Here is a 13,741-nt window from a genome sequence, read left to right on the forward strand (position 1 = left end):
GATTTACGGCTTTTGTGGTTTGAATTATGAACTTGGTGAACCTATGACTCATGCAATTGCGCTGACTTCTGGTGCCGCCGACTTATGAATACCAAAGACAATGCAATTACCGTGAGGATAATCCCAAGCATTTGAAATCCCTTGAAGCTAAATGTACCTCCCATTACGATAGCTATCAATAATGAAGAGATAATGGTTCCCAGATATCTTGATGTGCTAAATAATCCGGATGCTACACCGATTATTTCTTTTGGAGAACTTTGGAACAGGGCTGCTTGCATACCTACATTGTTCAAACCATTGCTAATACCGAATGCAGCTAGAGCCAAACACACGCTGATAACCGGTGAATTTGGATTCAATGTCACGAGCCACACTGACCCCAATGTCATCAGAATTGCGGATACCAGCAATGCCGGTCTGGGTCCTGATTTATCGATCCATTGTCCTGCAATGGGAGAAGTAATTAGCGAGCACAAGCCTAAGCTTAGCATGAGAATGCCTGTTTGGAACTCGCTGACATGACGTACCATTTGCAAGTAGGACGGAAGCCCGAAAAAGAGCGAGTAATATAGTACGTTAACGAGCATGAATTCGACATTAATCCAAATCATCGCAGGGTAACTGGCGAATGTGCGTAAAGGAATGAAGGGTGATGTCGCTTTTAACTCATGTCGTACGAATGCCCCCAGCGCAACGAAGCCTATCAGCCCGACAATGACATTTCCTAATGAAATATGCCCAGATGATTTTGCCGAGAGTAACCCAACGAGCAGGGCAACCAGACCCAATGTGAAGAGCAGAATCCCTGTTGCATCAATCAAATCAAACCATTTACGAAAAGACATGTTGCGTGCTACGGATGTTGGCAGTTCGTCCTTAGGAATATTCCTCCAAGCCAATACAAAGCTGGCCACCACAAACGGAATATTGATGAAAAAGATAGCAGGCCAATTCCACCAATGAATCAACACCCCGCCAATAAAGGGGCCAATTGCTGCTGCTCCAGATAGGAATATGGACAAAACAGACAACGCAGTTGCTTGTTTCTCTGTAATATGAATTCGAACAATAGCCATTCCAACTCCAACCATCATGCTTGTTCCGATGGATTGCACAATGCGGAACATGATGAGCCACCCGAAATTTAGTGATAATGGAGCTAATAATGATGCAATGAAGGCTACAACAAGCCCGGTAAGGAATATCTTCCTACGACCAAATAAATCGCTGGCCTTACCCATGACAGGTTGAGCGATGCTACTTGCAATGTAGAAAGAAAAAATAATCCAGGAAACACCTGTAAAGTCAAGATGGAACACATTTTGTAGACTTGGAATAGCAACTGAAACCATCGAAGAATTTAATGGGTTCAATAGTATCCCTAGACCAACTGAAATCATTAACCACCAGCTGCGAACGCTCATTTCTGGTCCCCCCATAGCGAATTAATGTCATCGTACTTGTAATCGATTATTTATTCCAACGCATTTGATGTTATAATCTCATTGACTTGAGGGAATGAATGGAGGGCATAATGGAACTTCTTCAACTGCAATATTTTCTGACGGTAGCTCGTTTGGAACATGTGACCGAAGCTGCACGAAGTCTGCACGTTACTCAATCGTCGCTGAGCAAAACGATTCAGCGTCTGGAGGAAGATCTGGGGGTTCCTCTATTCGATCGAACAGGGAGGAAACTGCGATTGAATGAGTTCGGAAGCAGATTCCTTCACCGTGCAGAGAGGGCTTTATTTGAATTGGAGCAGGGGAAGCAGGAGCTTAGTGATTTATCCAGCCCGGAACATGGCACTCTCGAATTGGCGGTGACCACCGCTAGCACATTACCCAATATCCTGCGAGAGTTTCGGAAAAAGCGACCCTATATTCAATTTCATGTGCAAATGCTGACTACGCAGGAAATGGTAACGCTTCTTCATAGAGGCGAGGTCGATTTTTGCTTGTCCTCACCTCCAATAGAGGGAGATGACATCGAATGCCAAATCGTGTTTATCGACCCAATCCTTGTAGCTGTTCCAAAGGGGCATCGGTTGGCAGATCGAAGCAGTGTAACGTTGAAAGATCTAAGGGATGAATGGTTTGTCGGTGTAAAGAGAGGCTACGGTACTCGCGATTTAGTGGACTCTGTATGCAAATCGGAAGGTTTCGTACCTAAATATGTGTATGAGGGGGATGAACCTGCAAGGCTTAGTACGCTTGTGGAAGCTGAAATTGGCATAGCCTTCATACCAAGCACGGCAAGGAATTCACGGGAACATCTTAAATATCTCCAAGTAGAAAATCACGAATTGGTACGGGAGATCGCTTTATTATGGCACAGAAGTCGGTATATTTCGCGGGCTGCTCTGGAATTCCGTGAGGTAGTTGTAGAATATTTCGGAGCGATATCCAAACAGACAATATAATCCCATAATATAAGCGAAATAAAAAATACATTAACAGAAGCGGTAGCGTAGGACATGTTAATCAAACGTCCTAAGCGGCCGCTTATTCTTTATTCAACTACAAAATTTGTGTTTTCGATTTGTACGCTGCCTACACACCTGCCTAGCTATTAAAGGAGTTCTTGCATTGACTAACCCATCCTTCTTAGCTGACGAAACTGCTCCGGTGTGATACCTGTTTGCTCCCGAAACCTCTTGATAAAATAGCTGCTTTGATGAAAACCAGATTCCAGTGCAATCTGCTTTACAGTGAGTGCCGTGGATACAAGGAGCTGTTTAGCCAGCGTTATTCGGCATTGGAGTAAATATTGAGCTGGGGTACTGCCCATGATCTGATGGAAGAGCCGGCTAAAATGAAAGGAGCTATAACCTGACGTCGCAGCCATTGTCTTCAAATCGAGCATGTTCTGACATTGCATACGAATATATTCCGCCGTATGACGAATCCTCTCATGGACGGTGCCGCCGGGAGAGGTCCCGAAAATTTGGTTGGAATGGTGGACGATCTCCAGAAGAATTTCATAAAGCAGGGAAGAGATCCGTACATCATAGTCGTGACGGTAAGCTTGGGCAAGTTGCAACATTTCTTCCATCAGCGGTTTTAAACGTTCTGGCCGGTGGAGCGAGAACAGATACGGTTCGTGCATGCTTCGGCCTTGTAATAGCGAATCTACATCTTGCCCGTCAAAATGAATCCATCGGACATCCCAGGGATCCTCGGGTTTAGTTCGATATTGCTGTGTCGTATGCTTGCCGAAAAGAAAGCCCATGCCAGGAGTAAGCTCGATTTCCTTCCCATCATGCACAATAGCGCCTTTGCCTGCAAAAATGATATGTAAATTGTATTCTATCAGTAATCCTGCATTCCTTCGCTCCCCATGATTGGGGAAATTCTTGTAATGCCCTAACGATTCGGGAAACAGTATACCTTTATTTAGAATGGGTGAAGGAAGATAACAATCTATTTTAATCATGTATCCATCTCCTTGAGTAAGTTAGCAAAAAAGTAATTCATTTAGCAAAATCGAGTTATTCTAATCCTTTTATTCCTATATTACAATAGATACAATTATAAGAGAATCACATTTTTGTACTATCACTTCTACTGAAGGAGAATTGGAGCATGCCGAAATCCTTATCTTTAGATCGCTTTCATTTGGGAGCTTGTTATTATCCTGAACACTGGGACGAATCGTTGTGGTCGGACGATCTCATAAGAATGAAGGAACTGGGCTTCAGCATCATTCGGATTGGAGAATTTGCTTGGTCGATCTTCGAGCCGGAGGAAGGAAAGTTCGAATTCACGCTGTTTGACCGTTTCTTGGAGCAGGCAGACGCGAACGGGATTCAAGTGATCATGGGCACACCAACAGCTACGCCACCAGCATGGCTTACTTATAAGTATCCCGAGGTGCTGAACGTATCCATGGAGGGGGTCACGTTCCAACATGGTCAGCGTCGGCATTATAACTACAGTAGTCCCATTTATTTAGAGCTTTGCGCACGTATTACAAGAGCGATGGCACAACATTACAAAGATCATCCGGCCATCATTGGGTGGCAAATTGATAATGAGCTGAACTGCGAGATAAACGTCTTCTATGCCGAGGCAGATCATCAGGCTTTCCGGCGCTGGCTAGAGGCAAAATACGGTACATTGGAGCAGCTCAACAAGGCCTGGGGTGCTGTATTCTGGAATCAAACTTATGACAGCTGGAAGCAGGTTCATCTAACTCGTCCAACCGTATCCGGGTCAACAAATCCTCATCAGGCTTTGGACGAGAAACGATTTATATCCGATAACACCATTTCGTTTGCCAAGCTACAAGTGGACATACTTCGGTCAGTGGCGCCTAATCAGTGGGTGACAACCAACGGTGTGTTCGGGCATTTGGATAGCCATAGGATGACGGATCAACTACTTGATTTTTTCTCGTACGATTCTTACCCTCAATTCAGTACCATTTATCCGGACCAAGGGGAGAAGCCATTGCTGGATCGCAAGTGGGGGCTTTCTTTAAGTAACGTCAGAGGGATGTCACCAAATTTCTGCGTGATGGAGCAGCAATCCGGTCCGGGAGGATGGGTGAACAGGATGGAGATGCCATCCCCGCGTCCGGGGCAGATGCGATTGTGGACCTACCAAAGCATTGCTCACGGGGCAGACATGATTTTGTATTTCCGCTGGAGAACGGCAACGTTTGGTACAGAAATGTACTGGCATGGAATTAATGATTATCACAATCAGCCGAATCGTCGGGTCGCAGAAGCAGGCCGCGTCGGAAAGGAGCTGCAAAAGGTTGGAGGACGGATTCTTGGCAAACGCTACGTGGCAGAAGTTGCTCTACTTCGCGATTATGATAACGAGTGGGATGGCGAGTTGGATAAATGGTATGGTCCCTTGACAAAGCAAAGTGAGCTCGGCTGGTACAAGGCACTGCAGTATGGACATATACCTTCGGATATGGTTACAATCCGTCCGGGTATGGAATCAGAGCAGCTGCGGGAACTGGGAAATTACAAGGTGTTGGTATACACGCATCCGGCGATCCTAAGAGACAGTACAGCAGCTATGTTGCAGAAGTATGTAGAGGATGGGGGCATCCTGATCTTCGGTTGCCGCACCGGTTATAAGAACGAGTTTGGTCACTGCCGTATGCAGCTACTCCCAGGGCCTGCAGCCGAAATGAGTGGCGTTCATGTAGAGGACTTTACGATGGTAAATGGGACGGCATCACCTGTATCGGTGCGGTTTAAGGAACAAGCCCTTGATTTTTGGGCTCCAGACTTCAACGACATTTTGAATGTTCATGCTGATACGGTAGAAGTACTTGCAGAGTACGCATCAAGCTACTATGAAGGAAAACCGGCCTTGACCGTCAATCGTGTTGGCGAGGGACTGGTCTACTATTGGGGCGCAGCTTTTGACTTACCGATAGCGGCTGAGCTTCTAAGACAGCTGCCGGTGGCATCTCCGCTTGCGGGGTGGTGCCAAGCTCCTTCGACGGTAGAAGTTGCTATTCGTGCGGATGTACAAGAAGAGCTGGTATTTCTATTGAATTACAGCGGAGAAACGGCTCAGGTTAAACTGAGTGTGGAGACGGAAGATCTCCTTTCCGGTAGCAAGCTTACGGGTACCGTACCATTGGAACCGTATGGAGTATGGGTATTAAAGAAAGTTTAAAATAAAAAGAGCATCAGCCGCTGATCTTAATCCGAAGATCAGTGGCTTTTTATTGTATTAAGCAAGGGAATAACATGTTGTTTTTGTGTACAAGGTTCGGCTCAATAATCGCTGTCTTTCCTATGGGTTCTTGAACCAGAGAAATCGAACATGATCGGTATTTAATACAAAATTAATATTTTAATACAAAATTAATAATTTAATACAATATTATTGACGCTTTTTATATTGGTGTGATGTGAAAGGCATGCTCGTCTGGTCGGAAATGGCGTCGACCTTTGAGTTCAATGATCAGGCGGTTAGCCGCTTTACGAAGGAATGGCTGGAAATCGTACCGCAGCAGTACAATCATCCAAGTATCATAACTTGGGTCCCGTTCAATGAATCGTGGGGCATATCGACCATTGAACATGATGTAAGGCAGCAGCAGTTCACGCAAACCATTTATCATCTGACGAAGACGATTGATCCGTATCGTCCGGTGGTTACCAATGACGGATGGGAGCATAGGGTCTCGGATATTTTTAACTCTTCATGATTATGTGGAAACGGGCGAAGAGTTTTTGGGGCGATATCAGGAAAAGGAAAGCATCGTAAACAACAGCATTTCCTTTATTCAGTCGAAGCTTCTATCGAACGTTTCCGTGCAATCACCGGAGCAATTAAAGCGACCCCCCTATCTCTCGGGCTATTGCTATACACAGGTAACCGATGTACAGCAGGAAGTCAATGTTGACGGAAGACCGAAAACCGAAGGTTCCGCTTGAAGTGATTCGGGAAATAAATCTGGCTTGAAGCGATAATTAAGATAATAGAATTTGCAGAACGGCTGTATGCTGTCTCTTCCGTTGGAGAATAAGGAATACGGCATCTTCAGCATACTTTTCGCATATAGGCTTTTTAGTAGAAAACTGGATTTAACTATTTTGATTTTTTGTTCCCCACTCACATAATCCTTCCAAAACAGGTAATAGCGTTTCTGCTTTATCTGTGAGACTGTACTCGACTTTAGGAGGAATTTGAGGATATTCTTTTCGATTTACCAGACCATCCGCTTCCAATTCTTTTAGTTGTGAACTCAATGTTTTATAAGTAATAGCCCCTATCTGTCTTTTCAGATCATTAAAGCGAACGGTCCGGTTTTCGGCTAGGAGATAAATAATAACCATTTTCCATTTACCACCAATCAATGAAACTGTATAACCAAAAGGTGTATCTTGAATATTTTTAACTTTACCTTTAAATTCAGCCATACTCATGGTTACAATATCCTTTCGGGTAGTACCTATCAAAATAGTGCGTACTACGTTTTTATTTGTGTTCAGTTTATACTAACCTTACTTTTGAAGTAAAGGAGAGAATAACATGACTAAAAAAACAATACGCCTGTTAATGCCACAATGGCAAGGGGGAAACAATCCTAATTACTCTTTTGGAGCCGAACTGCTTGCTTGGCTAGCTCCGGATAATGATCAACCCCTTATTCATGTTCCAGTTCAAGCTTATGATGGAACTCCACTTGAAAACGAAAACGGTATGAATGGGAGAACACAGCTACTTGAACAATTAGAGGCTGCTCAGCATATCATTGATGCTCATAAGCCAGATCGCATTGTAATGTTTGGTGGTGACTGCTTAGTGGAACAAGCTCCATTTGCCTATTTAAACGAACGATATGGTGGGGAATTAGGTTTAATTTGGATCGATGCTCACAGTGATTTAGTTAGATATGTAGGCTATGATAACGGACATACATTACCGCTCGGAAATCTGTTGGGAGAAGGAGATGAGGAATTCGCAAAGCATGTGAAAATCCCTCTAAAACCAGAAAATGTTTTTATCGCAGGATTAGCAACTCCTACAGAGCAAGAAATAGAAGTGATTTCAGAAGCGTTTCAAAGACTAGGTATAGCACCAACAGAACCAGATACAGAAGTGATTCAAAGACTAGGGATTAGAACTGCAGAAGCTCAAGAGTTAACAAACAGTACTGAATCTATAAAAGAGTGGATTAAAGAAAGTGGCATTAAGCATCTGGCTATTCACCTTGATTTAGATGTGCTTGACCCAAAAGCATTTCGTTCTTTATTATTCGCCAACCCTGAAGCACCTTATAATTATTCTCCTGCGGGAACAATGCAAATGCCCCAACTACTTAATCTGATTAGAGAACTATCTGAAGAAACAGATGTAGTTGGCTTAGGTATAACGGAGCATATGCCGTGGGATTCTATTAATTTAAAAAATCTGCTTGGAGAGATACCTATATTAAATAACTAAGTTCATACACGGATTATAAGAGAACAATGATCTGCTTACAGTTTGTCTGGTTCTACTCCGCTTGTACTTTTCGGAAGCTGCACATTAGGCGAATATCCCCTATAATGGATCTTAAAACTAATTACAGAAGCGTCTTATTATGTAAAAGTACGTTGAAATCGGTTACCCAATAAAGTCGCCATTTTGGCGGCTTTTTTGTTTTGGATAAAATTTATAGTAAGCCTTCAAAGGTGCCTATAATCTTTATAATGATGGTTTGACACTGAATTAGTGGGAAATGTGGGAAGGCGGTTCACTTGCTTCATTTGCTGAATAATTGATCATTAGCTCATAGTCTCTTTAAAAAACGTTTCTTTTAGGGAGTTACAATAACAGCTATTAAATAATTTGCATGATTCAGGCGCATTGTTATGAGTTTTTCAAATAGATTTTAAAACTTTTTATTAATCAAGGAATAGTGCTGGAGGACAAAAATATATATGCTTTAGGTCGCTTTGATGAATTTTATCTCTGGAGGACGATATAGAAAATCAATCGAAGCGAAATAAGTGATGTAACTCTAAATGAAAGCGGTTAAAGGAGGAGCCTTTATTAAGCCTTTGGGATGAAGATTTGAATAGAAAACTATGAAGGGAGGGTCGACCTAGAAAAGACAATTTAGGTAAATTAGTGAACTTCAAGATGAATAATACAGGACTAATCAAGCAGTTGTTTATTTATATGAATTGGAGGTTTTGAGATGAAAAAAACCATAACATGTTTGATTTTGTTTGGTCTGCTTATTAGTCTGTTGCCGATCAAAAATGTGAGCGCTTCCGAAAACCTTGTTCTGACCAAATCGGCAACTGCAAGCTCCGTCGAAGATTCGACTAAGGCGGCTGATTTTGCGATTGACGGGAATTCACTAACTAGATGGTCTTCACAATATTCAGATCCACAGTGGATAAGTGTAGATCTCGGCAATACTACCGAAATCAATGGGGTTACGCTTAACTGGGAAGCCGCTTATGCGAAGTCCTTCCAAGTTCAAACATCAACGGATAATGATCATTGGACTACCGTCTATTCCACTACGACTGGAGAGGGAGGAATCGAGAAGATATCTTTCGAAGCAACAAACGCAAGGTATGTAAGAATGAACGGCATCGAAAGGGCTACTAGCTACGGATATTCTCTCTGGGAATTCGAAGTGCATTCAGCCGACGAACCGGAGGATAACACACCTCCAACAGCGCCCTCCGGTCTGACTAGTTCCTCTATATCTGATACGACGGTAAGCTTAGAGTGGACGGAATCTACAGACAATGTAGGTGTTGCCGAATACGACATCTACAACGGATCAAAGCTGATAGGCTCCAGTGCGTCAACGTCCTTTATCGTTACTGGCTTAACAGCTAACATGGCGTACAGCTTTTATGTGAAAGCCAGAGATGCTGCTGGGAACGCGTCGGCTGCAAGCAATGTGATAGATGTGAACACTAGCGCATCCGACACAAGTATTGTTTCAGGTGAAATTTATAAACTAACAGCACAACATAGCGGAAAAAACCTAGAGGTAGCAGGAAACTCCACTGCCGATGGAGCCAAGGTGCAGCAGTGGACGGACAGCGGCAGACCCCAGCAGAAATGGAAAGTGATCGACGTTGGCGATGGATACTATAAACTGATTGTGCAATCCAGCGGTAAAGCATTAACAGTAGCTGGAGGTTCTCTCGAAGATGGTGCTAATGTGCAGCAATGGACAGACAACGACTTATCTAATCAAAAGTGGAAGATTATTAGCGTCGGCGGCGGATATTATAAGTTGCTCGTTAAATCTAGCGGTAAAGCGCTGGATGTAATCGGGGGTTATACTAATGATGGGGCAAATGTACAGCAATGGGTGGATAACGGAAATGATCAGCAGAAATGGAAGTTTACGCTTGTCGAATCAACCGCTGATACGTCAGCACCAACGGCACCAGCGAACCTGAAAAGCTTTTCCAAAACAAACACTTCGGTAAGTCTTGTATGGGATGCTTCAACAGACGATGTAGGGGTTACCAGCTACGATGTGTATAATGGAACAACCTTGGTCGATTCAACCGACACGACAAGTTATACGGTGACAGGACTTACCGCCAATACAACGTATAGCTTCACAGTAAAAGCCAGGGATGCAACAGGGAATGTTTCAACAGCAAGCAATATCATAAATGTGACGACAAATGCTACCTCTGAGAATACAGGCTTTTATATTAACGGAACAACGCTGTACGATGCCAACGGAAATCCGTTCGTAATGAGAGGAATCAATCACGCTTATACATGGTATAAGGGTCAAGAGTCAGCAGCGATCCCTGCCATTGCGAGAACGGGAGCGAACACCATCAGAATCGTACTGTCGGATGGTCAGCAATGGACAAAAGACAATCTGTCTGAGCTACAGAATTTAATCACTTTGTCAGAGCAAAACAAATTGGTTGTTGTCCTTGAAGTACATGATGGTACAGGGTCTGATAGCGCTACTGTATTGAATAATATTGCGAATTACTGGATTGAAATGAAGGGTGCACTCATTGGAAAAGAAAGCACCGTTATCCTCAATATTGCGAACGAATGGTATGGAACATGGGATGGCGGAGGCTGGGCGCAAGGCTATAAGTCTGTTATACCCAAGCTTAGAAATGCCGGCATCAAAAACACAATCATGGTTGACGGAGCAGGATGGGGACAGTATCCGCAATCTATTTTTGACTACGGAACAGAAGTCTTTAATGCAGATCCGCTTAAAAATACGATGTTCTCTATTCATATGTATGAATATGCCGGTGGAAATGCTGCTACAGTAAAAAGCAACATGGATAATGTACTGAATAAAAACCTGGCTCTTGTGATTGGCGAATTCGGCATCAAGCATACGAGTGGTGATGTTGATGAGGCTACCATTATGAGTTACGCTGAGCAAAAGGGGGTAGGTTATCTAGCATGGTCTTGGAAAGGAAACAGCGCGGGTCTCGATTATTTGGATATGGCTACTGACTGGGAAGGAACAAGTTTTACGGAACAAGGTCGTATTATTATTGAAGGTCCCAATGGTATTAGGGCGACATCGAAATTAAGCACAGTTTATAGTGGTTCAGCCGACAAATAGCCTTCTACTGCTCCTTCCAATCTTGCGGGCGCAGTTATATGTACTAAATCCTCTTATCGGCCGATTCCACATGCAGCTACATTTCTCGCTTCCAAGAAGGCTAGTTGGCTTATCCAGATTACACCTTGAGTTATTCCAAAAATCCAGCGAATTTAGTTTTATGAATGAACAGAGCTGAGAAATGACAACTTAAGAAAGTAGTATACATCACAATTTCCAAAGGAGGATCTCTGTTATGGCTCACCAGAAGAAAAGGAAAGAAGCAGCCTGGAAGTCACGAAAGCAAGAACAGCATCCCCATGGTAAAGTCAAATCGCTCAAGGAGTTGTCCAGCGAATAGGATTGACGAGTATACTGCTTAAAAGAGAAGAGCTGTCGATGAAATTCATCGGCAGCTTCTTTTTGCAATAATTTCGCTTACACAAAGAATTCCCTTAATGCTGCAACTGGATTTACTAGCAACCATTCAGCTATTGCTTGTAAGCTTTTCAGATTGAGGGACTTGCAAAAAGTGTATCTTGATGACAGACAGTTAGGATTGGGTGGGGATCAAGCAACGCAATGATCTTTCGGACATTTTAAGCTCGATAGAAGACATGTCTTCAAACATCAAATTGCTATGTGCTACATTCATCTTCACCAATTTTAGACCAGTAACTTATAGCGTTCTAGTATAGAAGGTATCTTCTTAAATTCGTTTTTCAGAAGGGTGCCAGTTCCGGCTAAAAATTGAAGCATCTCCTGACTAGGAGATGCTTCTTCTACGTTATGATTGGGTAGTCTGAGATAAGCTGATTTATCAGGATACGATTGAATTCAGGAGACCCTGCTTCACCTGATCCGACAGTGGCATAAGTGGCAGGCGCAATTGCTCGGCGGCAATAATTTCTTGCTGGGTAAGCCACCACTTGATCGCGGCCGGGGCTGGCTCTGCAAATACATGCTGGATCAGCGGTTCCAGTAGCTTAAAACTGTCTCGCGATCCGTTCATGTCGCCAGCTACAAAACGTTGGTACGTATCCACATACTTCTGGATATTGAGATGAGCGGATGCAAGCATACCGCCGGCAGCTCCCTGACATAGCATGGCATGGAAATAGGCATCCTCTCCGCAGAGGACAGGCTTGGTCTCGTACTGGGTCAATTTTAAGAGCAGATCAAGACCGCCCGTGCTGTCCTTGAGCCCAATTACGCCATCCAGGTCCAGCACCTTGCGTATGGTATCTATTGTCATGCGACTGCCCGTACGAACCGGAATCTCATATACAAGCACAGGCAGGCCTACACGAGATACGACACGGAAATGCTCCAAGATCCCTTCCTGCGTCGGTCGGTTGTAATACGGAGTGACCACCATAGCTGCATCCGCTCCTAATTCAGCCGCCATTTCCGTCCGATGCACCGTTGAATAGGTATCGTTCGTTCCAGTGCCAATGACGATCGGAATGGTTTTGTTCATGCTCTTCAGAACATCCTGCGTCACCTGTACCATTTGCTTCACTTCATCCCAGGATACGGTTGGCGACTCTCCTGTCGTACCGTTAACAACCAGACCCTGAATGTCATGGCCTGCAAGATAGGTAACATACTTCCGGTACGAATCGATGTCCAACTTATAGTCACGCGTAAAAGGTGTAATCAGCGGTATGAAAATCCCATGAATATGTTGTTCGTTCATCATCATCAGTTATCCCTTCCCGTTGAATTAAATCTAATGTAACATAGGAGACAGCATCGGAGTTATCTATAATAAGCGATGATTCTAATCAAAATTTTCGATGGGGTGGCCAGAATGGATTTCATTTATCTTCAGACATTTCGGGAAGTTGCTATTCGTGAAAGCTTTACGAGAGCAGCAGAAGTGCTCGGTTACGCACAATCCAGCGTCACGACCCAGATTCAGAAGCTGGAGAAAACGTATCAAGTCAAATTGTTCGAACGCTACAGCAACAACAAGATTCGTCTTACCTCTGCCGGGGAAGAACTGTTCAAGCTTGCTGGACAAATGCTGGAGCTTTTCGAGCAATCGAAAGAAAAATTGGCCAAGCAGGGCGGCGGCTCTATGACGATCGGTACTATGGATTCCATCGCTTCGTATTTTCTGCCGCCGTTTATGCAGGCAACTCGCAAAGAATACCCTGATCTGAACATACGATTGCATACGGATCGCGAAGAGATGATTTTGCACCAGGTCAGGGAAGGGGAGGCCGATGTTGGACTGATCCTCGCGGACGATTCAAGCAATCCGGCCTTGCAGTGGATTACGATTCGAGAAGAACCGCTTGTGCTGATTGTCCATCCGAACCATCCGCTTATCGCTAAAGAGCGGATCGGCCTGGATGATCTGGTGGGTGCGGAGTGGATCATGCCCGAGCATACGTGCAACTACAGACAACTGCTGGAGAGAGTGCTTCGAGCAAATGGAATCACCTATCGCGTAAGCCTGGAGCTGGGTAATCCGGAAGCGATCAAACGGAGCATCAAGACTGGAGAGGGTATATCCATTCTACCTCTAATGGCTGCGCTGGAGGAGATTGAACGGGAAGAGCTGAAGGTGTTACCCTTTGAGCATGCCGAGCTCAAGCTGGAAATTCAGCTTGTTCTTCATCCCAAGAAGTGGGTGTCCAACGCATTGAGCTTTTTTATGGAGAGCATGAGAATGTAGATTTTCCTCCATATC

The 13,741-nt window shown here is 44.0% G+C and carries 10 protein-coding genes and 1 pseudogene; 7 read left to right on the forward strand and 4 right to left on the reverse strand.

All coding sequences use genetic code 11. From position 1 onward, the window contains the following. Positions 1-41 precede the first annotated feature (41 nt). Complete coding sequence (locus ACYCS5_RS27465; protein ID WP_459760456.1) at positions 42-1,427, reverse strand: MFS transporter; 1,386 nt, start codon at positions 1,425-1,427, stop codon at positions 42-44. 110 nt (positions 1,428-1,537) lie between these two features. Between ACYCS5_RS27465 and ACYCS5_RS27470 the strand changes: the two genes are divergently transcribed. Then, positions 1,538-2,425, forward strand: a complete 888-nt coding sequence (locus ACYCS5_RS27470; protein WP_029518469.1) for a LysR family transcriptional regulator — start codon at positions 1,538-1,540, stop codon at positions 2,423-2,425. Positions 2,426-2,595: 170 nt separating this feature from the next. Here the strand turns inward: ACYCS5_RS27470 and ACYCS5_RS27475 are convergent, their stop codons facing one another. Continuing rightward, a complete protein-coding gene (locus tag ACYCS5_RS27475; RefSeq protein WP_209950340.1) occupies positions 2,596-3,438 on the reverse strand; it encodes a helix-turn-helix transcriptional regulator in 843 nt (280 codons plus the stop codon). Between the two features lie 149 nt (positions 3,439-3,587). On the opposite strand from ACYCS5_RS27475, the gene ACYCS5_RS27480 reads away from it, so the two are divergent. Beyond that, on the forward strand, positions 3,588-5,648 hold the full coding sequence (locus ACYCS5_RS27480; RefSeq protein WP_340957674.1) for a beta-galactosidase: 2,061 nt from the start codon (positions 3,588-3,590) through the stop codon (positions 5,646-5,648). Between the two features lie 217 nt (positions 5,649-5,865). Then, positions 5,866-6,443, forward strand: a pseudogene (locus ACYCS5_RS27485) (glycoside hydrolase family 2 TIM barrel-domain containing protein); the annotation flags it as partial. A 122-nt stretch (positions 6,444-6,565) separates the two neighbouring features. Here ACYCS5_RS27485 and ACYCS5_RS27490 read toward each other — a convergent pair. Further along, entirely contained in the window at positions 6,566-6,907 is a 342-nt protein-coding gene (locus ACYCS5_RS27490) for a winged helix-turn-helix transcriptional regulator (protein WP_029518466.1), read from the reverse strand. A gap of 106 nt (positions 6,908-7,013) precedes the next feature. Between ACYCS5_RS27490 and ACYCS5_RS27495 the strand changes: the two genes are divergently transcribed. From ACYCS5_RS27495 to ACYCS5_RS27505, 3 genes are all read left to right on the forward strand, one after another. Continuing rightward, positions 7,014-7,928: an arginase family protein gene (locus ACYCS5_RS27495; protein WP_341040493.1), complete on the forward strand. Its 915-nt coding sequence runs from the start codon at positions 7,014-7,016 to the stop codon at positions 7,926-7,928. A 739-nt stretch (positions 7,929-8,667) separates the two neighbouring features. Beyond that, positions 8,668-11,061: a cellulase family glycosylhydrolase gene (locus ACYCS5_RS27500; protein WP_459760457.1), complete on the forward strand. Its 2,394-nt coding sequence runs from the start codon at positions 8,668-8,670 to the stop codon at positions 11,059-11,061. 235 nt (positions 11,062-11,296) lie between these two features. Further along, positions 11,297-11,401 (forward strand): DUF6254 family protein, encoded by a 105-nt coding sequence (locus tag ACYCS5_RS27505; RefSeq protein ID WP_023988604.1) that lies wholly within the window; start codon positions 11,297-11,299, stop codon positions 11,399-11,401. Between the two features lie 459 nt (positions 11,402-11,860). Here the strand turns inward: ACYCS5_RS27505 and dapA are convergent, their stop codons facing one another. Then, positions 11,861-12,742 (reverse strand): 4-hydroxy-tetrahydrodipicolinate synthase, encoded by an 882-nt coding sequence (dapA, locus tag ACYCS5_RS27510; protein WP_340887089.1) that lies wholly within the window; start codon positions 12,740-12,742, stop codon positions 11,861-11,863. Positions 12,743-12,853: 111 nt separating this feature from the next. Between dapA and ACYCS5_RS27515 the strand changes: the two genes are divergently transcribed. Continuing rightward, positions 12,854-13,726, forward strand: a complete 873-nt coding sequence (locus ACYCS5_RS27515) for a LysR family transcriptional regulator (RefSeq protein WP_340885394.1) — start codon at positions 12,854-12,856, stop codon at positions 13,724-13,726. The last annotated feature ends 15 nt before the right edge of the window (positions 13,727-13,741 follow it).

The sequence above is a fragment of the Paenibacillus sp. SEL3 genome (assembly GCF_054602585.1).